Origin of the sequence: Gordonia marina, assembly GCF_052036135.1 — a bacterium.
Lineage (GTDB): Bacteria > Actinomycetota > Actinomycetes > Mycobacteriales > Mycobacteriaceae > Gordonia.
This window is the reverse complement of the sequence record NZ_JBPSDN010000049.1, coordinates 1-23,209: the sequence shown is the minus strand read 5'-3', so window position 1 is coordinate 23,209 and position 23,209 is coordinate 1. Positions and strand designations below refer to the sequence as shown.

Below are 23,209 nucleotides of genomic sequence, written 5' to 3'. Positions count from 1 at the left end.
CCGGCGTCAAGGGTGCGTTAGCGTGGACCATGAAGACCTCCGTGGCTTGATGTCAGTGTGGTAACCCACATCCTGCCCGGAGGTCTTCACTTCACCTCAGATGTTCACAACGTGTCGGGGAAGTACACCTAGATCAGCCCTCGACGATGGCGGTGACGCCCTGACCGCCGGCGGCGCAGATCGAGATCAGCGCACGACCGCCGCCGTTCTCCTTGATCAGCTTCGCGGTGTGCGCGATGATCCGGCCGCCGGTGGCGGCGAACGGGTGACCCGCGGCGAGCGAGGAGCCCTTGACGTTCAGCTTGCTGCGATCGATCGCACCGAGCGGCTTGTCGAGGCCGAGGCGCTCGCTGCAGTACTCCGCCGACTCCCAGGCCGCCAGGGTGGAGAGCACGACGGAGGCGAAGGCCTCGTGGATCTCGTAGAAGTCGAAGTCCTGCAGGGTCAGGCCATTGCGCTCGAGCAGGCGCGGAACCGCGTAGGTCGGCGCCATCAGCAGGCCGTCGGGGCCGTTGACGTAGTCGACGGCGGCGGTCTCGGTGTCGACCAGGTAGGCCTGCACCGGGAGGCTCTTCTCGGCGGCCCACTCGTCGGACGAGAGCAGCACGGCTGACGCACCGTCGGTCAGCGGCGTCGAGTTGCCCGCGGTCATGGTGGCATCGCCCAGCGAGACGCCGAAGACCGGCTTGAGCTTGGCCAGCTTCTCCACCGAGCTGTCGCCGCGCAGGTTCTCGTCGCGGGTCAGGCCCAGGAAGGGCGTGATGAGGTCGTCGAAGAAGCCGTCGTCGTACGCCTTCGCCATGTTCTGGTGGCTGGCGGCGGCGAGGGCGTCCTGGTCGGCGCGGGAGACGCCGAACTCCTTCGCGGTGATGGCGGCGTGCTCGCCCATCGACAGGCCGGTGCGCGGCTCGCCGTTCTGCGGGATCTCGATGCCGAGCTTGGTGACGAGCGCCAGGGCGGCCTTGATCCGGTCCGGGGTGGTGCGGGCGCGGTTCACCTCGAGCATCTGGCGGCGCATGTCCTCGGAGACGCCGATCGGGGCGTCGGACGTGGTGTCGGTGCCGCCACCGATGCCGACCTCGTAGCGGCCGCGCGCGATGCCGTCGGCCACCGAGTTGATGGCCTGCAGGCCGGTGCCGCAGGCCTGCTGGACGTCGAACGCCGGGGTGTACGGGGAGAGCGAGGTGCCGAGCACGCACTCGCGGACCAGGTTGAAGTCGCGCGAGTGCTTGAGCACCGCACCGCCGACCACCATGCCGAGCTGCTCGCCCTGCAGGTGGAAGCGGCTGACCAGGCCCTGCAGCGCGGCGGTGAACATGTCCTGGTTGCTGGCCTTGGCGTAGGCGCGGTCCTGACGGGCGAACGGAATGCGATTGCCGCCGAGGATGGCGACCGGACGGGTCTGCTTGGTCTCCGGCTTGCGGGGGGTGTACGAGGCCACGGGAATGCTCCTGTTTCTGGCGATGTTCTCGGCGGCGGTTTGCCTTCGGCCAGGTCGAGCGTATCGACTCGGCCACCGTCTGTGACTATTCTTACTAAGGAGTAAGTTCGTTGTCGACCCCGGTACCTGCGAAGATCATCACAACGTCGTGGTTACCACGGTGTTCGACGACGAGCGCAACCTGACCTCACCTGTAAAGGAGACTGTCGTGGCCGGCAGCAATGATCTGTATTCATCCTTCGTCAACTCGGGCCCGGGCGCCTTCCTCGCCAGCAAGGTGGGCCTGCCGCAGCCGCCGAAGCTGCGCCGCTACTCGCCGTCGCAGCCGCCGCTGGGCGGCCCGGTCCTGCTGGGCGGCTTCGGCCGTCTGGTCGAGCCGGTGCGCGAGCTGCTGAGCGCGGCCGGCGAGTACGACCTCGTCGTCAACAACACCGACGGCCGCAGCGCCGACAAGCTCGGTGCCGCCGTGTTCGACGCGACCGGCATCAGCTGCGCCGCCGAGCTGGAGCAGCTCTTCGAGTTCTTCACCCCGATCATGCGTTCGCTGGGCAACTCGGCGCGCGTCGTCGTCCTCGGCACCACGCCGGAGCTGGCCGCCTCGCCGGACGAGCAGGTGGCCCAGCGCGCGCTGGAGGGCTTCACCCGCTCGATCGCCAAGGAACTGCGCGACGGCGCCACCGCCCAGCTGGTCTACGTCCACCCGAAGGCCAAGACCGGCCTGAGCGGCCTGGAGTCGACGCTGCGCTTCCTGCTGTCGGGCAAGTCGGCCTACGTCGACGCCCAGGTGATCCGTGTCGACGCCCAGAACGGCGCCGGCGTGGAGAACTGGGACAAGCCGCTGGCCGGCAAGGTCGCGCTGGTCACCGGCGCCGCCCGCGGCATCGGCGCCACCATCGCCGAGGTCCTGGCCCGCGACGGCGCCCACGTGATCGCCGCCGACATCCCGGCCGCCGGTGAGGCCCTGAGCGAGACCGCCAACAAGGTCGGCGGCACCGCACTGCCCCTCGACGTCACCGCCGCCGACGCCGGCGAGAAGATCGCCGAGCACGTCCTGGCCCGCCACGGCGGTCTCGACATCATCGTCAACAACGCAGGCATCACCCGCGACAAGCTGCTCGCCAACATGGACGCCGGCCGCTGGAACTCGGTGATGGCCGTCAACCTGATCGCCCCGCAGACCCTGGTCAACGAGCTGGTGGCCCGCAAGGCGCTGCGCAGCGGCGGCGCCGTGGTCGACGTGTCGTCGATCGCCGGTATCGCGGGCAACCGCGGCCAGACCAACTACGGCGCCTCCAAGGCCGGCGTCATCGGCCTGGTCGACGCCTACGCGCCCATCCTCGCCAAGGAGGGCATCACGATCAACGCCGTGGCCCCGGGCTTCATCGAGACGGCGATGACCGCCGCGATCCCGCTGGCCACCCGCGAGGTCGGCCGCCGGATGAACGCTCTGCAGCAGGGCGGCCAGACGGTCGACGTCGCCGAGACCGTCGCCTACTTCGCCAGCCCGGCCAGCAATGCGGTCACCGGCAACGTCGTGCGCGTCTGCGGCCAGAGCCTGCTGGGTGCCTGATGAGCAAGACCGTCACCCTGTCGCAGGTCCCGTCGGCGGCGACGCAGTATCCGAAGGCCGTCGGCGCCCTGCTGCCGGTCTTCGGCAAGCCCTCGCGGGTCGCCCCGGACGCGACGGTGCCCGACACCGTCTACCGGGTGGAGAACATCCGCGTCAACCGTGACCGGCTGCGCGAGTACTGCCGCACCACGGGTCTGCAGTACGGCGCACAGCTGCCGCTGACCTACCTGTTCGTGTTGCAGTTCCCGCTGGCCATGGAGGTCATGGTCGCCGACGACTTCCCGTTCGCGGCGGTCGGCGCGGTCCACGCGGAGAACCGGATCGAGCGGCTGCGGCAGATCGGCGTCGACGAGCCGCTGACCATCGCGACGCACGCGGAGAACCTCCGCGAGCACCGCAAGGGCATGCTGATCGACGTCATCAGCGAGTTCTACGTCGGCCGCGAGCTGGTGGCCATGCAGACCGGTACGTTCCTGAAGCAGCAGTGCACCAGCCTGTCCGACGCCGAGCGCGGCCCCGCGCCGAAGGACACCACCCCGCCGCCGCCCGACCGGGTGCTGAGCGTGGATCTGGGCCTGATCCGCCGGTACGCGGCCGCCTCGGGCGACCGGAACCCGATCCACATGGCCGATCTCTCGGCCAAGCTGTTCGGGTTCAGCCGGGCCATCGCGCACGGCATGTGGAGTTCCGCCGCGGCGATCGCCAACCTGGAGGCACAGCTTCCGGACGCCGTCGTCTACTCGGTGCGGTTCGGCAAGCCGATCCTGCTGCCGGCCAAGGTGAACCTCTACACGAAGCGCACCGACGACGGCTTCGAGGTCTCGATCCTCAACCGCAAGAAGGGGTACCCGCACCTGACGGGCACCCTGACGCCGCGCGGCTAGTCCGCGGGCGGCGATCCGGCAAGCGCGTGTCGCGGGGCTCTCCCCGCGGCACGCGCTTTTCCGATGCTGCGGGTCAGACCTCGCCGGTGCCGGCACCGCGGAGACCGCGCCAGGTGATGCCCAGCAGCAGGTCGGTCGCGGTGTCGATGGAGACGTCGCCCTCGGAGACGCGATCGGCGACGGCCTCGGCCGCGCCGACCAGCGCGACGGCGGTCAGCTCGAAGTCGATGTCCGACGCACCCTCGACGGTGGTACCGCGGCGGATCAGTTCGGTGATCATCTCGGTGATCTGCGCCCGCGCCTCCTGCACCACCACCGAGAAGCCGGCGGTGCCGCTGGCCACCCGGTACAGCACCCGCCACGACTGCGCGTTCTGGTGCACGTACTTGAGGAACTCGCGGACCAGGACGCGGGCCTGATCGCGCTGCCGCATCGCGGGGTCGAAGCCCGCGCTCATCACCTCGATGAACCGGCCCGACTCCCGCGTGATGCACGCGGTGAACAGCTCGTCCTTGGACCCGTAGTACAGGTACAGCATCGGCTTGGAGATCTGCGCACGCGCCGCGATGGAGTCCATCGAGGTCTCGGTGAATCCCGACTCGGCGAACTCCGCGATGGCGGCGTCGAGCATCTGCTGTTCGCGCACCGCCCTCGGCAGCCGCTTGGTTCCGGGCATGATCCTCAACTTACCATTTGGTAAGGTGCCGCGGTCACGCACCCGAACGATCGCTCGGCGATCAGCAGTGGACGACGCCCTTGGCCCGCAGAATCCGCACGACGGAATCATCGACGCGCGCGGCGTTCAGCTTACCGGATTTCACCGCGGCCTCGAGCGTATCGAGGACGGCCGAGACCTTGTCGGTGCTCAGCCACAGCCCGATGTCCGATCCGGCCTGGAACGCCTTGAGCACGGCCTGGTCGATCGGATACTTGTCGCTGATGGCCTTCATCCCGGACAGGTCGTCGGAGAACACCACGCCGTCGAACGCCGGACCGTCGTATCCCTTGCCGGTGCGGAGCATGCCGATCGCCTTCGGGCTGATACTGGCGGGAGTCTCCGGCCCGGTGAGTCCGGGCACGATGAGGTGCCCCACCATCACTCCAGCGTCGCCCGGATCCCGCAGCAGCGTCCGGTACGGCACCAGGTCGGATTCGACCAGTTCAGACAGCGGCGGGGTCTTCACGACGCCGGTGTGCGAGTCGCCCGAGCCGTGCCCGTGGCCGGGGAAGTGCTTGTAGACCGGCATGATTCCGGCGTCTTGCAGCCCGCGGGCGAACGCGCCGGCGTACTCGGTGACGACGGCCGGGTCGTTCGAGTACGACCGATCGCCGATCACCTCGTCGTCGCTCTCGTCGGACACGTCGACGACCGGCGCGAAGTCGACCGTGATGCCGAGCTTCGCCATCTTCTCGCCGGCCGCCTTGGCCTGCGCACGGACCTGCCGCGCCGACGCACCGCTCGCCGCGACCGACCGCGCCGACGGCAGATCGATGCCGAGCGACTTCAGCCGGGACACCCGGCCGCCCTCCTGATCGACGGTCACCATCGCCGGAATGCTCGACGACTTCGCGATCGTCGCGGCGTCCCCGCTGCTCAGGATGGACATGTCGGTCCAGCTGCCGATGAAGATGCCGCCGATCTTCTCCGTCTTGATCACCTGGCGCGCGTCCGCGGATCCGGTCACGCCGACCACCAGGCGCTGCGCCAGCTTCTGCCGCAGCGACATCTTCGCCAGTTCCGGCGCCCCGCAGCGCGGCGGCACCACCCCGGAGTTGCCCGCCACCGAGGTCGTGGTCGACGAGGTCGCGGTCGTCCCGGACGGTTCGGCGGCCACCGGCTCGCCGTGCGTCGTGCAGGCGGCGACGACCGTGACACAGGTCGCAAGTGCCAGCGCGGGAACCACCGCGCGCCGGCGCCCGGCGGCCCGGCGGGAGGAGTAGCTGGGGGTTTTCCTCATGGGCGAATGGTAGCTTGGTGCCCATGCGTGACCGATTGATCTATGGGGCCGTGGCCGCGGTGGCCGGGGTCATCGTCGGCGTCGGCGCCGTCTTTCTGGGGGGCTCCCTGGCGGCGGAGAACAAGCCCTCCACGGATGTGAACAGCTTCAACGCCAACGACGGTTTCCTGCAGGGTTCCGTCCAGTACGGCACCCGCGGTGGGGCGTCCGACGACAACAACTGAGCCCGCGCCCGGCGGTACCGACGTGGCCGACGGATCGCCGCGCGACCGGTTGCTCACCCGCCGCGACCTCGCTCTCGCCGCTCTGGTGGCGCTCGTCGTCTCGTTCGCGCAGGCTCCGGGGCGGATCGCGCCGGACACCAAACTCGATCTGACGGCCGATCCGTTCGGCTTCCTCTCGCGGGCGCTGCACCTGTGGTCGCCGGACGCCCCGATGGGCCAGATCCAGAATCAGGCCTACGGCTATTTCTTCCCGCACGGCCTCTTCTTCGCGCTCGGCGACCTGGCCGGGCTGCCCGGTTGGGTGACCCAGCGGCTGTGGTGGGCGCTGCTGCTGACCGTGGGTTTCGCCGGGCTGGTACGACTGGCCGAGGCGTTGCGCGTCGGGTCGTACCCGTCGCGGCTGCTGGCGGCGGCGATCTTCGCGACCTCGCCGCGGGTGCTGACGACGCTGGGCAGCATCTCGTCGGAGACCCTGCCCTTCATGCTGGCGCCCTGGGTGCTGGTGCCGATGGTGCGGGCACTCGACGCCGCCGACACGCGTCCGCTCTGGCAGAACGCGCTGCGTTCGGCGTGCGCGGTGGCACTGATGGGCGCGGTGAACGCGGTGGCGACGGCCGCGGCGGCCGGGGTCGCCGCGGCATGGTGGCTGTTCGGGCTGCTCCGGCGCGACTCCGATCTGGGCCGTCGGCTGCGGTTCGGGGCGTGGTGGGCGCTCGGCCTGGCGCTGGCCTGCCTGTGGTGGCTGGTGCCACTGCTGCTGATGTCCCGGCTCTCGCCGCCGTTCCTCGACTTCATCGAGTCGTCCCGGGTCACCACCGAGTGGACCTCGCTCACCGAGGTGCTGCGCGGCACCAGTTCGTGGACGCCGTTCGTGTCCGACGAGCGCGCGGCCGGGGCGGTCCTGGTCTCGCAGCCCGCGGCGGTGCTGGCGACCGGGCTGCTGGCGGCGGCCGGGCTGGCCGGGCTCGCCATGTCGAGGATGCCGTTCCGGCGGCGGCTGGTCGCGATCCTGGTGGCCGGCCTGGTCCTGATGTGTCTGGGCTATCCGGGCGCCCTCGGCTCACCGCTCGCGGCGGCGTACCGGGACTTCCTGGACGGCGCGGGCGCACCGCTGCGCAATCTGCACAAGTTCGATCCACTGCTGCGGATCCCCCTGGCCCTCGGCATCGCGCACCTGCTGGCCCGCGTCCGGATCCCGGTCGGCGCCGTCTCGTGGCGCGCCGTGAACGGCTCGGCCGCGGCACAGCGCGGCCTCGCCGCCGCGCTGGTGGTCGTGGTCGCGGCGATCGGCACGGGCACCCTCGCCTGGACCGGCGGCATCGCCGGGGCCGGGAGCTACCGGGCGATCCCGTCGTACTGGCGGGAGACCGCCGACTGGCTCGCCGATCAGTCGCACGGCGACCCGGCGCCGCCGCGCGCGCTGCTGGTGCCCGGTGCGCCGTTCGCCGATCAGCTGTGGGGCTCCACGCACGACGAGCCGCTGCAACCGCTGGCGAGGACGCCGTGGGCGGTGCGCGATGCGATCCCGCTGACCCCGCCGGGGGCCATTCGCGCTCTCGATTCGGTGCAGCGCGCGCTGGCGAACGGCCGCGGCTCGGCCGGACTCGCACCGACCCTGGCCGAGCAGGGGGTCGGGTACCTGGTGCTACGGGCCGATCTGGACCCGTCGTCGTCGCGGTCGGCCCGCCCGCTGCTGGTGGCGCAGGCGCTCGCGGAGTCGCCGGGCATCACGCCGGTCAAGACCTTCGGGCCGCCCACCGCGCCGCCGGCCGCGGACGGCTTCGTCGTCGACAACGGGCTGCGGCCCGCGCTGCCCGCGGTCACCATCTACCGGGTCGACGGCGCGACCGGCACCGGGCCCCGCCTGACACCCCTGAACGACGTGCCGCGCGTCACCGGCGGCGCCGAAGCGCTGCTCGCCGTGAACGACGCCCGCGCCCGCCGCGGACTACCGCCCCTCGGGCCGAGCCTGCTGACCGCCGACGCCCGCGCCGCCGGTCTGGGCGACGGCCCCGGTCCGATCATCACCGACACCCCGGTGCTCCGGGAGACCGATTTCGGCCGGGTCGACGACCACTCGTCGGCCATCCGGTCCCCCGACGACGCACGGCTCACCAAGAACGCCGCCGCCGACTATCCGGTGGCCGGGCAGCCGCCGGTGGTCGCGCAATGGCTGCTCGACGGGCAGCCCGGCCGCGTGCGGGTCACCTCCAGCGGTTCGGCCGCCGACGCCACCCAGCCCGGACAGACGGCCCCGGCCACGTCGACCGCCGCCGCGTTCGACGCCGACCCGCGCACCGCCTGGGTCAGCCGCGGCCTCGACTCCGCCGTCGGACGATGGTTGCAGATCGACTTCACCGAGCCGGTGTCGAACCTGGCGGTGACGGTGACGACGGCCAGGGCGATCGGCCCCGACGTGACCTCCCTCCTGGTCACCACCGATGCCGGTAGCGCCGTGGCACAGGGGGTGAAGCCGGGCGAACCGGTCCGGATCCTCGCGCCGTCCGGGCCGACCCGCCACGTGCAGATCCGGGCGATCGAGACCGCCGACGGCACCGCGGGTAACCAGTTCGCCCTCGCCGGCGTCGCCCTGTCCGACGCGTACACCGACGCGCCGATCGCGATCCGGCAGCAGGTGCTGCTCCCCGAGACGGCCGGGAACGTCCAGGGCTGGGTCCTGGGCCCCGAACTCACCGGGCGTTCGGCGTGCGTCACCGAGTTCCACGACGGCGCCGCCGGGCGCGTCCGTTGCGCGGCCGCTCTCGGTCTGGATTCGGAGACCCCCGGCCTGTTCACGCGGTCGCTCTGGGTGCCACGGCCGGGCGCCGTCACCCCGACCGTGGTGTTGCGGCCGGTCCCGGGGGCCGAGCTCAACGGGCTGCTCGACGAGCCGGGTGCGCTCCGCACCGAGGGGCCGTCGTCGGTGACCGATGTGCGCGGCAGCGCCGCGGCGGCCGTCGACGGCGATCCGGACACCACCTGGATCGCGCCCGAACCGACCGATCGCAAGAGTAAGAAGCCCACGCTGACCGTGCATCTGCCCGCTCCCGCGGAGGTATCCGGGCTGCGGCTGCGGACCGCGGACGGCTATCCGGCGCGACCCACCGAGGTGAGCGTCGACCTCGGCACCGGCCCGCAGAAGGCGAAGGTCGACGACCAGGGCACGGTGCGGCTGACGCCCGCCCGGACCGACACGGTGGCGATCACCGTCGTCAAGACCGCGGATCTGCTGGACACCAACGACCTCGGGTTCACCACCCCGGCACCGGCCGGGATCAGTGAGGTCCAGGTGATCGGCGCGCCGCCCGCCCGCGCCTTCGATCCGGCGCGGCCGGTCGTGATCGGCTGCGATACCGACCCGTCCGGGCCGCTCGGGCTCGGACTCACCGCGGCCGGCCGCCTGATCCGGCTGCAGGTCCACACCACCGCGGGCGACCTGGCCGCCGGCCGGCCGGTCGTCGCCGAGCCGTGCCCCGGCCCGCCGATCGACCTCGGCGCGGGCCGCCAGGAGATCGCCGTCAACCCGGGCCGCGCGTTCACCGTCGAGTCCGTCGACCTCGCCGCGGGCACCCCCGCCGCGATCGCGCCGGCCACCGCCCCGCCGGTCGGCGAATGGCGCGCCACCCACCGCACCCTCACCGTCACGTCCGGCACCGCCGCGCGCCTGCTGTCGGTGCCGGAGAGCACCAACCCGGGCTGGACCGCGCGGCTCGACGGCCAGCCCCTCACCCCGGTCGTGGTCGACGGCTGGCAGCAGGGCTGGGTGGTCCCGGCGGGCGCCGCCGGCACCGTCGTTCTCACCTACGACGCCGACACACCGTATCGGTGGTCGTTGCTGGTCGGGTTGATCTTGCTGGTCGTGCTGTTCGTCGCGGCGTTCTGGCCCCGGCGTCGAATCTCGAGAGGATCGGCCCCGACCCGGCCTCGGCCAGCACCTCGACCCGCACCTCGACCCGCAGGGACGAGACCACGTCGATTCTTCGACCACGTGTCCTTCGACCGCGCAGCACCCAGAGCCTGCGCAGCCCTCGCCGGACTCGCCGCCGCCTGGCTGCTCACCGGCTGGTGGGGGCTCGGGATCGCCGCGCTCGGTGGCCTGGCCACGACCCGGCTGGGCCCCTCGACTCCGCTCAGGAACCACCGCGCCGCCCGCGTCACGACCGTCTTCGCCGCCATGTCCGTCGCCACCGTCGCTCTGGCGGCGGGCCCCTGGAACTCGGGAACGCCGTACACCGGGTACGACGCCCTCCCGCAGGCGGCCGCACTGCTCGCCCTGACCGTGCTGGTGGCCGGGACCGTCGTGCCGCCGCGTGAGTAGATTCGCTGTCGTTGACGGCCCCGACAGGGCAGAATGCGTAGCGACATGCTGTCTGAGCCGAGGGGAACACCGATGTCGCGAGTCAAGGCCGCCGTCCTGGCCGGATGTACCGCCGCCGCCGCCCTGACGCTGGCCGCCGCCCCGGCGCACGCCGCACCGCAGGGGAAGGTGGATCCGGGGATCGGTTTCTTCTCGATCAACCACGGTGTCGGCTGCTCGTACAGCATGACCGTCCCGGTCAACGCGTCCGGCATGGTCAGCTTCTACGACTGGAAGGGCCCGGGCTACAAGCCGCTCTTCATCGGCCGCGCGATGGCCCAGGGCGGCAACGCCGCGGTCACCTGGTGGCCCAAGCGCCAGGGCCTCCGGACGATCTACGCCGTGCAGAACGGCCAGCGGTCCACGCTCACCAAGGTCCGGGTGACCCAGGGCTACGGCTCCGGCGGCCTCTGCTTCGCCTACCCCTGATCCGCAGTCCGTCCCCCCACACGCTTTCGGTTCCCCCATACGCTCTCCGTTCCCGCACACGCTTCATTGCGAGTGGCGGAACGGAATCGAGGTGGTGGGATGGAATCCGGGCAGTGGCGCGGCGGCCGGGATCGCTCAGTCGGGGATCGGGACCGGGCGGGGCGGCGACGGCGAGCGGCGGCGCTCCCAGTTCACCAGCCACCGGCGGCACGGGTCCTCGATGAAGGCGTAACTGGCGGCGGACACCCCGACGGTCAGCACCGCGGTCAGGATCCACACGGTGGCGAAGTGGCCGTCGAAGGCGGTGATGCCGAACAGCCCGAAGACACAGGTCAGCGCCGCCAGGTGCCAGATGAAGATGCCGTACGACCAGCGGCCCATCGCGGTCATCGGTCCGGAGTCGAGCAGCCGGAACGGGCCGGCCGAGCAGACCAGCGGCGCCAGCACCGCGTAGGCGGCCACCGCGCCGAAGACGATCTTGCCGACGTACTGCCGATTCGAGAGGTCGCCGAGGCCGACCGGGCCGCCGAGCGGAGTGCAGGCGAGGCCGTACGCCACCACGGCCACGACCAGCATCAACGGGCGGTTCGCCGAGAGTGTCGTGACCCGCCGGACCAGCGGCGACGGACGCGACAGTTCGACGGTGGCCGTCAGTTCGGCGAGGATCAGGCCGGCCAGGAACCAGGGCAGGTGCCCGAAGACCCAGTTCTTGCCCTCGACACCGGCGGGCAGCGACAGCGCACCCACCACCCAGGCCCAGCCGAGACTGAGCACGCCGAGCCCGGCGAGAATCGGGATACGCCACCGGGCGCGATCGCCGCGCACGGCGATCAGCGCATAGCCGATCACCGGAAGCAGCAGGTAGAAGGCCACTTCGACGGACAGGCTCCACATCTGAGTGAGTCCGGGTGCCAGGGTCAGCGGCACGAAGACCTGGGTGAGCGTCAGGTTCGCCAGCCACACCGTCGCCGACGCGCCCCGCGCCTGCGGGAGCAGCGTGAAGACGGCGACCACGGCGACCGCGTAGGCGGGCCAGATCCGCACGAAGCGGTGCCGCAGATACGCCGCGACCCGCGGCTCGGCGATCTCCGGATGTCGTGCGGCCGCGGCGTACCGGCGCCACAGCAGGAATCCGGACAGCGCGAAGAACAGGGCCACCGCGAGGTCGAGCCGGCCCAGGATCGGCCCCAGCACCGGCCACTGGATCGCCCGGGTCTGGAACGCCACGTGCGTGGTCATCACCCCGAGCGCGGCGAGCGCGCGCATCCCTTCCAGCTGCGGAAAGTAGCGCCGGTAGTCCGGGGCCCCCGGATCGGTCGTGTTCGTGGTCGTCATGCTGGGGCCAGGGTAGCGCCCAGTAGGCTCGGCTCATGCCCGACCAGCAACCGCGCCTGTCCACGCGCGACCTGCTCGGCCCCACCGCGATCTTCTTCGGCGCACTGCTGATCGCCGTCGCCGTCGCCGTCGGCCCGCTCCTCGGGGACACGCTCCGCAAGGTCCCGCTCGACATCGATCAGACGTGGGTCGCCGACGGCTCCGACGGCACGCAGCTGCTGGACCGCTGTTCGCTCGACGCTCCGCGTGCCCGCGTGGTGGCGGGCGCCGTCCAGCAGCACCGCCGGATCCTGGCGGTCCGGCCGGCGAACGCCCGCGTGGTCACCTTGCAGGCCGGGACCGCACTGGGCGTGGAGCACTACCTGATCGACGGTCGCGAGGTGACGCCGAAGCAGGCGTGCGCCGAGGCCACCATCGACGCGACGGTCGACCGGGTGACCCTCGATCGCGCCACCGCCGCCCCGACCGGATCCTCGGAGATCCAGTACTCCGACCAGCGCCCCGCGGTCCCGGTGCCCGACCGCCGCGGCTACACCTACGTGCTGCCCTTCGGCTTCCGCACCGGCGGTGCGCAGTACTTCGATCCGTCCACCCGGCGCACACTCCCGATGCGCGCGGTCGGCACCGAGACCGTCGACGGCCGGCAGGCGACGCATTTCGTGATCGACGTCCCGGACACCGATCTCGCGGTGGCGCAGCAGGATCCACCCTTCGGCTCCGCTCAGGAACCGCGCGCGGTGATCCGGAAGCCGGCGGCCTGGTTCGGCACGTTCCCCGGGGTCTCGCCGACCGAGGAACTGGTCGCGACGCTGCACCACCGGGCCACCCGGGACCTGTACGTCGATCGGGCCACCGGCGTGATCCTGTCCGAACGGGCACAGATCCATGAGACCTACCGCTTCGCCGCCGACGTGACCGCGCGGAGCCCGGAGCTGGCGGGCTACGGGCTGACCAACATCGAGACCACACTGGCCTCCGACCCGCAGACCGTGCGCGACGCCGCCCGGGAGGCCACGCGTCGCGGCCGGCCGCTGACCGTCGTGACGCGCGCGGTGCCGATCGCCGGCGGCGTCGCCGGGGTGGTCCTGCTCGGGACCGGCTGGTGGCTGCTGCGGCGGCGGTCGCACGAGGCCGGCGCCGGAGGTTTCGAGCCGGAGCCCGGCCCGATCAGCGATCCGGACGGGACAGAGCGATCCACAGACCGGTGACCGCGACGGCCGCGGTGGCGCTCACCGCGGCGATCAGCGCCAGCGAGAACACCGAGTGCGCCACGGTCACGATCACCACGACCTCGGCGACGATCACCAGCGACGCGGGGACCCCGCCGCGAGCCCGGTCGGCGGCGATGGCGGCCAGCAGCAGCAATTGCAGCACGGCGAGTGCGGCCCCGGTGTAGGCGAACAGCCAGAGCAGTCCGGCCACCGGCCGATAGTCGGCGGACACGATCACCGGCACCAGCGGTCCGGCGACCGCCGCACCGGCGGCGAGGACCGCCCCGATCGCGGCGAGAACCCGGGCCGCCGATCGCAGCGCCCCCGCGGACCGGACCGGATCGGCCAGGCGCGGATAGACCACGACCCCCACCGCCTGCGGCAACCAGAACGCCGCCTTGGTGGCGACCGCACCGAGCGCGTAGAGGCCGGCCTCGTGCGCGCTGAGGACGCTGCGGGACAGCAGCAGGTCGATCGAGACCGCGACGATGATAACGAACTGGACACCCGACGCCGAGAGGACCGCGCCACCCAGACCGGGCCGCGGTGACACCGTCGTATCCGTTGGTCGCCGACCAACGGATACGACGGTGTCACGCTCGCCTCCGGCGGCGCCGCGCCGGGCCCCCCGTGGTCCGCCCGCGAGGATCCCCACCAGGACCGCCGCGACCACCGTTCCGGCGGTACCGGCGGCCAGTGCCACGGCCGCTCCCCCACCCGCGAGGACCGCGACGATCACCGGCACGCTGCGCAGCACGCCGACCGCGGCCAGCAGGGCCCCGAGCACCCCGAATCGTCCGGCGCCCTGCACCAGCCCCTGCCCGCCGGCGATCACCGCGAGCGGCGCGGCCCCGGCCATCGCCGCGAAAGCCGGGGCGGCACCGGTGTGAGCGATCCCCATCATGGCGAAACCGCCGCCCACCGAGGCGACGGCGACGACCGCGGTCACCAGGGCGATCAGCCGCCACAAGACGGCGGCCGGCCGGCCGCGCACCACCTCCCGCGCCACCACGCTCTGCAGCGCGAGCGCGGGCACCGACAGCAGGAGCATCGCGGACAGCAGCACCGCGAACTCGCCGTAGGCCGACGGCCCGAGGACCCGGCTCGCCGGCAACTGCACCAGATAGGCCAGCAGGTTCGCCAGCAGTGACCCCGCCGTCACGACCCCCAGCGACCGCACCGTCGCCGCGTGCTGTTCCTGAGCCCCGTCGAAGGGCGGTTCCTGAGCCCCGTCGAAGGGCGGTTCCTGAGCTCCGTCGAAGGGTTCCCCCCGATCGACGACGTCTGCCATGCCGTCAAGTCTGCCCTGAACCCTCGCGCGCACCGCGCACCCATCGGCCGGCGCCGCCCCGTATAGACTGCTAGATCAAGCATTCGCACCGAAAGACAGCAGGCAGCCGACTCGATGTACGACACCGAACCCTTCACCGAGACCGACCACGCCGACGTCGTCGGATCGCGCATCGATCCGGTACTGGCGCGCAGTTGGCTCCTGGTGAACGGGGCGCAAGCCGAGCGCTTCGAGGCGGCGGCCCGCTCACGGGCGGACATCGTGGTCTTCGACATCGAGGACGCCGTCGCGCCGAAGGACAAGGACTCCGCCCGGGCCAACGTGGTCCGCTGGATGAACGACGGCCACTCGGATTGGGTGCGGATCAACGGTTTCGGCACCCCCTGGTGGGCGGCTGATCTCGAAGCCCTGGCCAAGACCTCGATCGGCGGCGTGATGCTCGCGATGGTCGAGTCGGTGGATCACGTCACCGAAACGGCACGACGCCTCCCGAACGTGCCGATCGTGGCCCTGGTCGAGACGGCCCGCGGCCTGGAACGCATCACCGAGATCGCCGCGGCCAAGGGCACGTTCCGGCTGGCCTTCGGCATCGGCGACTTCCGGCGCGACACCGGCTTCGGCGAGCACCCGATGACGCTGGCCTACGCGCGGTCGCGCTTCACGATCGCCGCCAAGGCCGCGAATCTGCCGTCGGCGATCGACGGCCCGACGGTCGGGTCCACCGGACTGAAGCTGAGCGAGGCCACCGCGGTCAGCGCCGAATTCGGCATGACCGGCAAGATCTGCCTGACCCCCGACCAGTGCGCCGCGGTCAACGAGGGCCTCTCCCCGTCGCAGGAGGAGATCAGCTGGGCGCGTGAGTTCTTCGCCGAGTTCGAGGCCGCGGGCGGCGAGATCCGCAACGGCTCCGACCTGCCGCGTATCGCCCGCGCCACCAAGATCCTGGACCTGGCCCGCGCCTACGAGATCGTGCCGAGCGACTTCGACGAGCCCGATCACCGCCCGCCGCCGAGCGACACCTTCCACTACTGAGCCTTCTTCGACGGTGCTGCGGGTTCTCGATGATCATGCGGAACCGTCCACGATGACCGCGCGGAACTCGCCATGATGATCGAGGACTCGACGGAGAAGCGGGTCGGTCGAGATCACCGCCCGCCGTCGGCGCCGCGCTCCACCCGCGCCGCGCTCTGGGCCGTCAGCGCCGCGGCGACCGCCGTCATCTGCTGGCCGCTCTTCGGCGGCTACCTGCTGCACCGGGATGCGGTCGCCGTCCCCCGTGTGACGCCGACGGCCGCGGCGTTCGGGATCGGCGACGCGCCGCCGCGCGCCGTCCCCCAGGACGGGGCGCTCGCACTCGCGACCACCGTGTTCGACGGCGGCTTCCTGGTCGCGGCGATCATCGCCCTCAGCCTGTTGGCGGCCGGCATCGGCTACGGGCGCCTCGCGCTCCGTCTGGTGCCCGGCGCCGGAACGGCCGGCGCCGTGGCCGCGGCGGTCGCCGGGATCTGGAATCCCTTTGTGGCGGAACGTCTTCTGCAAGGCCACTGGAGTCTGCTCACCGGATACGCCGCGCTCGGCTGGATCGTCTGCGCCGCCGGGGACGACGGCCGCCGGGGATGGCGACGGTGGGCGGTGCTCGCCGGTCTGTTCGCCGTCGCCGGTCTGACTCCGACGGGATCGGTGCTCGCACTGATCGTGGGTGTGCTCGCGATGGCGACCGCCGGACGGGGACCGCGCGCGGTCGCCGGAACCGCGGCGCTCTGGCTGGTGACAGCGCTTCCGTGGCTGGTCACCAGTGCGCTCGGCCCGGGCTCGGCCACCGGGGTCGGCGGCGCCCGGGAGTTCGCGGCGCGGGCCGAACCCGGCCTCGGCACCTTCGGCTCGGCGCTCGGTCTGGGCGGAATCTGGAACGCCGGCGCGGTACCGGGCAGCCGGACCTCCGGATGGGCCGCCGCGGCGACCGCGTGCCTGCTGGTGGTGGTCGCGGGCGGCGCATTCTGGCTGTGGCGGCAGCGCGCCGAGGTTCCGGCCACCGCGAAATCCCTCGCCGCCCTTGCGCTCTCGGTGGTCGTGCTGGTGACCCTCGCGGCGACCGGACCGGGCCTGCACGTGGTCGACGCGCTGCTGGCGCACGTGCCCGGCGCCGGCCTGCTCCGCGACACCCAGAAGTATCTCGCGCTCGCCGTCCCGTTCGTCGCTCTCGCCGCGGCCGCCGCGGCCACCGCGCTGCGGCGCTGGGTCCCGACCGGATTCGCGGTCGCCGTGATCGCGCTGCTGGTCGTCGGACCGCTCCCCGACCTGGCATGGGGTGTCGGCGGCGCACTCCGGCCGATCCACTACCCGGCCGACTACGCGAAGGTCACCGCGCTCATCGGCCGCAGCGACCGCGCGGTGGTGGTGCTCCCGGCGTCACCGATGCGCGACTATCCCTGGAACAACGCCCCGTCGCTCTCCCCGCTGCCGCGGATGCTCGACGCCCCGGTCGTCATCGGAAGCGGCCTCGTGGTCGACGGCACCACCGTCGACGCCCCGCCCGCCCGGACCCAGCAGGTGCTCGACGCCGTCGGCGGCGAACTCGATCCGCGGCGACTGGCCCGGCTCGGCGTGGGCTGGGTGGTCGTCGAACACGACACCCGGCCCGGCCCACACGACGCCGCCCCGCTACCCGCGCGGGAACGACTGCTGCGCGGCGACCGGTTGACCGTCTACCGGATCGACGGTGCCACGCGGTGGCCGAGCCCGGCACCGGCGACCGTCGCGGCCTCACTGGCCGCGCACGCCGTCTGGCTCGGCTGCCTCATCGTCGGTCTCGTGGCGGGCGTGTGGCGGCGGCGACGGAACATCGCGGCCTAAGGCCAGTAATTCGGCGAACACCGCGGCGAAGCCGTCGGCGGTCAGTTCCCACGAGTACCGGCGGGATCGCTCGCGGGCGGCCTCACCCAGCGCGGTGAGCCGGTCCCGGTCGGCCAGCAGCGCGGCGGCGGCCTCAGTGAGCCCGACGGCGTCGTCGACCAGCAGGCCGGTGCTCCCGTCGACGATCGAATCGGTCAGCCCGGACGACGCCCGGTAGCCGATGGTCGGCACCCCGTGCTGCGCCGCCTCGATCACCGCCAGGCCCCAGCCCTCCTTGCGCGAGGGCATCAGGTGCAGGTCGGCGGCGGCGAGCAGCTGGTGCTTGCGGCGTTCGTCGACGTGGCCGTGGAAGGTGACCTGTCCGTCGATGCCCAGGCGCGCGGCCTCCTCGGTCAGCGCCTGTGCCCACCATCCGCCGCCGACGACGTCGAGGTGCACGACGATCCCCCGGTCCCGCAGACCGGCGACCGCGGCGAGGGCGTGCTCCACCTGTTTGTGCGGGACGAGCCGGGACAGGACGACGAGGCGCGGCTCCGGATTCGGGAAGGCGTGCTCGTCCGGTCGGGTGGTCTCGACTCCGCTCGACCAGCGTGAGGCGGCGTCGACTCCGCCGGGCAGGGGGTCGAGGCCGTTGCGGACGACCGCGATGTTCTCCGCGGCGACCCCGAGCGTCACCAGCTCGGCGGCCGACGGTCCGGAGACCGTCACATAGCGGGTGTTCCGGTGCACCCGCGGCGACAGCCACGACTCGATCCACCAGCCGATCCGCGCCAGCACCGGCCCGGCGACCGGCCATTGCTCCCGATGGCAGTGATGCACCAGCAGCACGGTCGGCGCGAGGCCGGTGAGAGCGGCGAAGAAGGGCACCCCGTTCTGCGTGTCGACCACCACGTCGGGGCGCCGTCCGCGCAGCCGGCCGCGGCCGACGCGCGCGGCCACCAGCGTCGCGAAGGTCCGCGGGTACACCGTGAGGCGGCCGCCCGCCCGGATCACCTGCACTCCGTCCCGGTATTCGCGGCGGGCCGAACCCGGGTAGCGCGCGGTCAGCAGGGTCACCCGCAGGCCGCGCCGGGCCAGTTCGGCACCGACGCGCTCCAGGTAGCGTTCACTGCCGCCGCCCTGCGGGTGGTCGGTGTCGCGCCAGCACAGCAGCAGCACCTCGACGGTCGGAACGCTCACCGGATCGAGGATATGCGAGAGTGGCAGTCGTGCCCGCCGACGCCTTCGCCCGTCACGCCACGTGGTCGCGTGCCCGACGGCTGCTGCATGAGTTCGGCTACGAGCAGACCGCGCCGGACCGCTTCTACTCGGCGCTCGCCGAGGACACCGCCGACATGGTGGCCGCCCTGCATCCGGTGCCGCTGACGCGGCAGTCGGTGCTCGACGTCGGCGGCGGGCCCGGCTTCTTCGCCGACGCCTTCACCCGGCGCGGCGCCGACTACCTCTCCGTGGAGCCGGACGCGGGCGAGATGCACGCCGCCGGGATCGACCATCGCACCTGCGTGCGCGCACAGGGCGAGCACCTGCCGCTGCGCACCGCTTCGGTGGACGTCGCCTATTCGTCGAACGTCGCCGAGCACACCCCGACCCCGTGGGCGATGGCCGACGAACTGGTCCGCGTCACCCGCCCCGGCGGCACCGTCGTCCTCAGCTACACGCTGTGGTGGGGTCCCTTCGGCGGCCACGAGATGGGCCTGACGCACTACCTCGGCGGCCAGCGGGCGGCCCGCATGTACGCCCGCCGCCACCGCCGGATCCCGAAGAACCTCTACGGCGTCTCGCTGTTCCCGATCACCGCGCGGGCCGGCCTGACCTGGGCCCGCACCGTGCACGACGCCCGCCTGGAGGCCGCGTTCCCGCGCTATCTGCCGCACTGGGCGTGGCCGGTGGCGAAGGTGCCCGTGCTCCGCGAGGTCGCCGCCACCAACCTGGTCCTGGTGCTGCGCAAACGCTGACCCGCCGAATCAGTCGGTCGGCACCGATGCGCTGCACGAGATGGGGCCGCCGGTGCTGGTGGCCGAGTACAGTTCGTCCTCGCCGTGCATGATCACGCAGGTCACCTTGCCGCCGACCACGATCGCGCTCAGTTCGGCGCTGCCGCCGGAGACGGTGGTGCGCACCGACCAGGGCGCACCGGCCGCCGCCACCAGCTGCTCACCGGACGAGGTGGTGTACCGGATGCCGATCAGGTTCCCGTTGCCGGTGAACTGGTAGGTCACCGCGCCCGGTGCGGCGGTCGAGCGGGTCGGCGCGCTGGTGGAGGTGGAGGTGCTGGTCGACGTCGTCGTCGATTCCTCCGAGACCGTGGTGTCCGCGGAGGAGCTGGCCGACGCGGCCGCCGAGCCGTCGCCGGACGACCGGGTGCTGCGGAAGACCAGTATCCCGGCAATCACCAGGATCACCAGGGCGAGCAGAGCGATCAGCGACAGCATGATGGTGCGGCCGGAGCCCGGCTTCCGCGGTGGCGGCGCGGCCGGCCCGGCGGCGGTGCCGGCGTACGGCTCGGGTTCGCGGTAGTTCGGCGCCTCATACGCGCCGAACGCGGCGGACGGATCGATCGGATCCATCCGCCGCGTCGGCGGGCGCTGCTCGCTGGGATCGGTCATTTCCCCAACTTACCGGGCCGTCACTCGGTGATCGCCTCCAGCGGTTTGGTCCGCGCCGCGGAGATCGCCGGCCAGAGCGCGGCGATCACACCGACGACGGCCGAACCGACCAGGGTGATCACGATCAACGACCACGGCACGCTCAGCGAATCGATGCCCCAGTGTTTCAGCGCGTGCACCAGCGGCAGGCCGATGGCCAGACCCAGCACCACGCCGAGCAGCGCGCCGAACACCGCGATGTACGTCGACTCCAGGTAGATGGTGCGGCGCAGCTGGGCGCGACTCGTACCGATCGCCCGGAGCATGCCGATCTCCTGCCTGCGCTCCACCACCGACAGTGCCAGGGTGTTGATGATGCCCAGGACCGCGACCACCAGGGCCAGGCCGAGCAGCGCGTACAGGGTCGCCATCATGCTGTCGATGAGCGACGAGAAGGCGTTCTTGAACTCCTGCCGATCCTGCACCTGCGGGGTGAGGAAGGGCTTGACCGAGTCCTCGATCTGCTTCCGGAGAGCGCTCATCGAAGAACCGCTCTTCCCGCGCACCAGCACCGTCACGGTCCGGCGCTGGGACTGGTCGGGGGTGAGCTGGTCGAACGCGTCGTTACCGATGCGCCAGTCGCCCAGCGCCTGGTTGTCCTGGTAGATCCCGGTCACCGTCACCCCGACGTCCTGGCCGGTGGTCGACGTGAACGTGACGGGGCTGCCGAGCTTCCAGTGGTACTTCTTCGCGGCCGACTCGCTGATCGCGAGGTCATGACCGCCGACGTCTTCCGACCCCTTGACCGTGTCCACCCTGAGCACGTCGCTCAGCGGCCCGCCGATCGCGGTGGCGAGCACGGTCTGCTTGTCGTTCAGCTTGGCGAAGGTCATGTCGAAGGCGACGATGGTCTTCGCGTCGGTGACGTCCTTGCGGACCGCCTCGCCGACGGCCGCGGACATGCCCTCACCGCTCGCGTTACGGACCACGAAGTCGGCGGACAGGCTCTTGTCGATGCTCGCGTCGATCGTCGACTTGAACGACGCCCCGATGGTGCCGATGATCACGACCAGGATCAGGCCGATGGTGAGCGCGAACGCCGTCGCCGCGCTGCGCCGGGGATTGCGGATCGCGTTGGTGCGGGCGAGTTTGCCGACCGTGCCGAACGGGATCTGCAACACCCGGCCGATCCCGCCCACCACGGGCTGCGACAGCGCCGGGGCACCGAGCACGACGGCGATGATCAGCAGCAGCGCCGCCGCGCCGATCAGCAGCAGCGCCGCGACCCCGTGGAACACGATCCCGAGGATCAGCGCCACGATGCCCACCGCCGCGAAGCCCACGCCGACCGTCGTCCGTTTCCGCAGCGAACCCGCACCGGGCTCGGCGGCACTCATCCGCATGGCCTCGACCGGCGGGATCCGCGACGCACGCAGCGCCGGGAACAGGGCACTCGCCATGGTCACCACGATGCCGACGAAGATGGCCGCCAGGATCGCGGACACTCCGATCTGCAGACCGTTCGACGGTACGCCGGACGACGACGTGAGCAGTTGCAGCAGCGCGGCGATACCGATACCGGCGCCGAGGCCGATCGCACCGCCGATGACGCCCACCACGAAGGCCTCCAGCAGCACCGACCGCCAGATGTCCTTGCGGCTGGCGCCGATGGCACGGAGCAGCGCGAGTTCCCGGTTCCGCTGGGCGACGATCATCGAGAAGGTGTTGTAGATGATGAACGTGCCCACGATCAGACCGATGGCGGCGAAGGCCAGCAGCACATAGCGGAAGACGTTCAGGAAGGTGCCGACGGCATCCTTCTGGTCCTGCCGGACCTGCTCGCCGGTGCGGACCTTGAAGACCGGCTCGGCCTTCGGATGCTCCGGGTCCTTCGGGTTGACCAGGGCGTTCACCCGATCCCGCAGCGTGGTGTCGCTCACGCCCTTCACCGCCGACATGTCGACGGACGCGACGTACTCGCCGTCGGAGAACAGGTCCTGTGCCTGCGGCTCCCAGAACTGCACGTTCACGTAGCCGCCGGTCGCGGCGGGCATGTCGACCAGGCCCACGACGGTGACCTCGAGCGGCCGGGCGGTGCCGGCGCCGAGGGCGACGACGGTCTTGTCGCCGACCTTCAGCCCGGCCTTGTCGGCGGCCGAGCTGTTGATCACCACTTCGCCCTCGGCCTGCGGCGCGCGGCCGGCCACCAGCTTCATCCCCGCCGAGTCGACCGCCTGGTCCGGCGGCACATAGGCCGAGCCGACGCTGGGCGCACCGCCGGTCTGCAGACCGGAGCCGTCCTTCTTGGCGAGCGTCACCGAGCCGCCGTAGGCCACCTGGATCCGGTCGATGCCGAGTTGGTCCTTCTTGGCCTTGAGCTCGTCGACGACGGTGACCGGGACTCCCGGCGACTGTGCGTCGGTGGCGGTCACCTCGGCGGCGACGCCGCGCGCGACGTTGTCGAAGATGTTGTTGAAGGCGCCCTGGACCGACGCCGTGAAGATCATCGCGGCGGCCACGAAGGTGGTGCCCAGCACCACCGAGAACACCGTGAGGACCAGTCGGAGTTTGTGTGCGGCAAGGCTTCTCAGCGAAACCTTCCGCATGACGGAGGAGGCCATGGTCAGTGCTCCTCGCCCAGACCGCGCATCACCGCGAAGACGTCGTCGGCGGTCGGCTTGAGCAGTTCGTGCACCAGCCGGCCGTCGGCCAGGAAGACCACGCGGTCGGCGTACGACGCCGCGCGCGGGTCGTGGGTCACGATCACCACGGTCTGCCCGAACTCGTCGACGGCGGCGCGGAGGATGTCGAGCACCTCGCTGGACGAGCGCGAATCCAGGTTGCCGGTCGGTTCGTCGCCGAAGATGATGTCGGGCCGGCCGACCAGTGCGCGGGCGCACGCGACGCGCTGCTGCTGTCCGCCGGACAGCTCGCTCGGGCGGTGTGAAGCGCCCCGGGTTTGGTGGAGGCTCGGTTATCTGGAACCGGTTCCGATCGGAACCTGGTCTTCAGGGTAGCGGGCGACCTCGTGGGATGCCCAATGGGTGGTCTCGAACTCGACGGGCGGGACG

Annotated in this window: 17 protein-coding genes and 1 pseudogene; 9 read left to right on the top strand and 9 right to left on the bottom strand. The window is 71.7% G+C overall.

All coding sequences use genetic code 11. The features are described from left to right. Window positions 1-133: 133 nt before the first annotated feature. Window positions 134-1,441, bottom strand: a complete 1,308-nt coding sequence (locus ACSEEN_RS19910) for an acetyl-CoA C-acetyltransferase (RefSeq protein WP_440714110.1) — start codon at window positions 1,439-1,441, stop codon at window positions 134-136. Between the two features lie 208 nt (window positions 1,442-1,649). On the opposite strand from ACSEEN_RS19910, the gene ACSEEN_RS19905 reads away from it, so the two are divergent. Both ACSEEN_RS19905 and ACSEEN_RS19900 read left to right on the top strand, forming a co-directional pair. Continuing rightward, window positions 1,650-3,011, top strand: coding sequence for a 3-oxoacyl-ACP reductase (locus ACSEEN_RS19905; protein ID WP_440714109.1), 1,362 nt, complete (start codon window positions 1,650-1,652; stop codon window positions 3,009-3,011). Beyond that, window positions 3,011-3,895, top strand: coding sequence for a MaoC/PaaZ C-terminal domain-containing protein (locus tag ACSEEN_RS19900; RefSeq protein WP_440714108.1), 885 nt, complete (start codon window positions 3,011-3,013; stop codon window positions 3,893-3,895). The genes ACSEEN_RS19905 and ACSEEN_RS19900 overlap by 1 nt, the downstream gene beginning before the upstream one ends. A 73-nt stretch (window positions 3,896-3,968) precedes the next feature. Here ACSEEN_RS19900 and ACSEEN_RS19895 read toward each other — a convergent pair whose 3' ends face one another. Both ACSEEN_RS19895 and ACSEEN_RS19890 read right to left on the bottom strand, forming a co-directional pair. Continuing rightward, the gene (locus ACSEEN_RS19895) at window positions 3,969-4,574 is read right to left on the bottom strand and encodes a TetR/AcrR family transcriptional regulator (protein ID WP_247868118.1); all 606 of its coding nucleotides are present in this window, start codon (window positions 4,572-4,574) and stop codon (window positions 3,969-3,971) included. A gap of 58 nt (window positions 4,575-4,632) precedes the next feature. Beyond that, complete coding sequence (locus tag ACSEEN_RS19890) at window positions 4,633-5,853, bottom strand: glycoside hydrolase family 3 N-terminal domain-containing protein (protein ID WP_440714107.1); 1,221 nt, start codon at window positions 5,851-5,853, stop codon at window positions 4,633-4,635. Window positions 5,854-5,876: 23 nt separating this feature from the next. On the opposite strand from ACSEEN_RS19890, the gene ACSEEN_RS19885 reads away from it, so the two are divergent. The 3 genes from ACSEEN_RS19885 to ACSEEN_RS19875 all read left to right on the top strand — a co-directional run bounded on the left by ACSEEN_RS19885 (window position 5,877) and on the right by ACSEEN_RS19875 (window position 10,863). Next, window positions 5,877-6,077: a DUF2613 family protein gene (locus ACSEEN_RS19885; RefSeq protein WP_247865406.1), complete on the top strand. Its 201-nt coding sequence runs from the start codon at window positions 5,877-5,879 to the stop codon at window positions 6,075-6,077. A 22-nt stretch (window positions 6,078-6,099) separates the two neighbouring features. Further along, on the top strand, window positions 6,100-10,395 hold the full coding sequence (locus ACSEEN_RS19880; RefSeq protein ID WP_440714106.1) for an alpha-(1->3)-arabinofuranosyltransferase domain-containing protein: 4,296 nt from the start codon (window positions 6,100-6,102) through the stop codon (window positions 10,393-10,395). Between the two features lie 72 nt (window positions 10,396-10,467). Next, on the top strand, window positions 10,468-10,863 hold the full coding sequence (locus ACSEEN_RS19875) for a hypothetical protein (protein ID WP_247865408.1): 396 nt from the start codon (window positions 10,468-10,470) through the stop codon (window positions 10,861-10,863). Between the two features lie 135 nt (window positions 10,864-10,998). Here the strand turns inward: ACSEEN_RS19875 and ACSEEN_RS19870 are convergent, their stop codons facing one another. Continuing rightward, window positions 10,999-12,198, bottom strand: a complete 1,200-nt coding sequence (locus ACSEEN_RS19870; RefSeq protein WP_440714105.1) for an acyltransferase family protein — start codon at window positions 12,196-12,198, stop codon at window positions 10,999-11,001. 35 nt (window positions 12,199-12,233) lie between these two features. On the opposite strand from ACSEEN_RS19870, the gene pgfA reads away from it, so the two are divergent. Further along, window positions 12,234-13,406: a cell envelope lipid trafficking protein PgfA gene (pgfA, locus tag ACSEEN_RS19865; RefSeq protein WP_440714104.1), complete on the top strand. Its 1,173-nt coding sequence runs from the start codon at window positions 12,234-12,236 to the stop codon at window positions 13,404-13,406. On the opposite strand, the gene ACSEEN_RS19860 is transcribed toward pgfA, so the two are convergent. Next, entirely contained in the window at window positions 13,366-14,700 is a 1,335-nt protein-coding gene (locus ACSEEN_RS19860) for a polysaccharide biosynthesis protein (protein ID WP_440714103.1), read from the bottom strand. The genes pgfA and ACSEEN_RS19860 overlap by 41 nt on opposite strands. Before the next feature lie 114 nt (window positions 14,701-14,814). Here ACSEEN_RS19860 and ACSEEN_RS19855 point away from each other — a divergent pair, with 114 nt between their 5' ends. Together ACSEEN_RS19855 and ACSEEN_RS19850 are read left to right on the top strand one after the other, a co-directional pair. Further along, window positions 14,815-15,732 (top strand): HpcH/HpaI aldolase/citrate lyase family protein, encoded by a 918-nt coding sequence (locus ACSEEN_RS19855; RefSeq protein ID WP_247865412.1) that lies wholly within the window; start codon window positions 14,815-14,817, stop codon window positions 15,730-15,732. A gap of 72 nt (window positions 15,733-15,804) precedes the next feature. After that, window positions 15,805-17,553 (top strand): MmpA family trehalose lipid delivery protein, encoded by a 1,749-nt coding sequence (locus ACSEEN_RS19850; protein WP_440714102.1) that lies wholly within the window; start codon window positions 15,805-15,807, stop codon window positions 17,551-17,553. Here ACSEEN_RS19850 and ACSEEN_RS19845 read toward each other — a convergent pair. Continuing rightward, a complete protein-coding gene (locus ACSEEN_RS19845) occupies window positions 17,464-18,732 on the bottom strand; it encodes a glycosyltransferase family 4 protein (protein WP_440714101.1) in 1,269 nt (422 codons plus the stop codon). The genes ACSEEN_RS19850 and ACSEEN_RS19845 overlap by 90 nt on opposite strands. Window positions 18,733-18,761: 29 nt before the next feature. Between ACSEEN_RS19845 and ACSEEN_RS19840 the strand changes: the two genes are divergently transcribed. Next, complete coding sequence (locus ACSEEN_RS19840) at window positions 18,762-19,508, top strand: class I SAM-dependent methyltransferase (RefSeq protein WP_440714111.1); 747 nt, start codon at window positions 18,762-18,764, stop codon at window positions 19,506-19,508. Window positions 19,509-19,517: 9 nt separating this feature from the next. Here ACSEEN_RS19840 and ACSEEN_RS19835 read toward each other — a convergent pair whose 3' ends face one another. The 3 genes and pseudogenes from ACSEEN_RS19835 to ACSEEN_RS19825 all read right to left on the bottom strand — a co-directional run. After that, window positions 19,518-20,159 (bottom strand): hypothetical protein, encoded by a 642-nt coding sequence (locus ACSEEN_RS19835; protein WP_247865415.1) that lies wholly within the window; start codon window positions 20,157-20,159, stop codon window positions 19,518-19,520. 20 nt (window positions 20,160-20,179) lie between these two features. Beyond that, complete coding sequence (locus ACSEEN_RS19830) at window positions 20,180-22,759, bottom strand: ABC transporter permease (protein WP_247865416.1); 2,580 nt, start codon at window positions 22,757-22,759, stop codon at window positions 20,180-20,182. 2 nt (window positions 22,760-22,761) lie between these two features. Then, a pseudogene (locus ACSEEN_RS19825) lies at window positions 22,762-23,085 on the bottom strand (ABC transporter ATP-binding protein); the annotation flags it as partial. Window positions 23,086-23,209: the final 124 nt, after the last annotated feature.

Bases quoted from the DNA above. Each gene is read 5' to 3' on its own strand.
- ACSEEN_RS19900 (WP_440714108.1), top strand. From the start codon at position 3,011: ATGAGCAAGACCGTCACCCTGTCGCAGGTCCCGTCGGCGGCGACGCAG.
- ACSEEN_RS19890 (WP_440714107.1), bottom strand. From the start codon at position 5,853: ATGAGGAAAACCCCCAGCTACTCCTCCCGCCGGGCCGCCGGGCGCCGG.
- ACSEEN_RS19885 (WP_247865406.1), top strand. From the start codon at position 5,877: ATGCGTGACCGATTGATCTATGGGGCCGTGGCCGCGGTGGCCGGGGTC.
- ACSEEN_RS19875 (WP_247865408.1), top strand. From the start codon at position 10,468: ATGTCGCGAGTCAAGGCCGCCGTCCTGGCCGGATGTACCGCCGCCGCC.
- ACSEEN_RS19870 (WP_440714105.1), bottom strand. From the start codon at position 12,198: ATGACGACCACGAACACGACCGATCCGGGGGCCCCGGACTACCGGCGC.
- pgfA (WP_440714104.1), top strand. From the start codon at position 12,234: ATGCCCGACCAGCAACCGCGCCTGTCCACGCGCGACCTGCTCGGCCCC.
- ACSEEN_RS19860 (WP_440714103.1), bottom strand. From the start codon at position 14,700: ATGGCAGACGTCGTCGATCGGGGGGAACCCTTCGACGGAGCTCAGGAA.
- ACSEEN_RS19855 (WP_247865412.1), top strand. From the start codon at position 14,815: ATGTACGACACCGAACCCTTCACCGAGACCGACCACGCCGACGTCGTC.
- ACSEEN_RS19850 (WP_440714102.1), top strand. From the start codon at position 15,805: ATGATGATCGAGGACTCGACGGAGAAGCGGGTCGGTCGAGATCACCGC.
- ACSEEN_RS19835 (WP_247865415.1), bottom strand. From the start codon at position 20,159: ATGACCGATCCCAGCGAGCAGCGCCCGCCGACGCGGCGGATGGATCCG.
- ACSEEN_RS19830 (WP_247865416.1), bottom strand. From the start codon at position 22,759: ATGGCCTCCTCCGTCATGCGGAAGGTTTCGCTGAGAAGCCTTGCCGCA.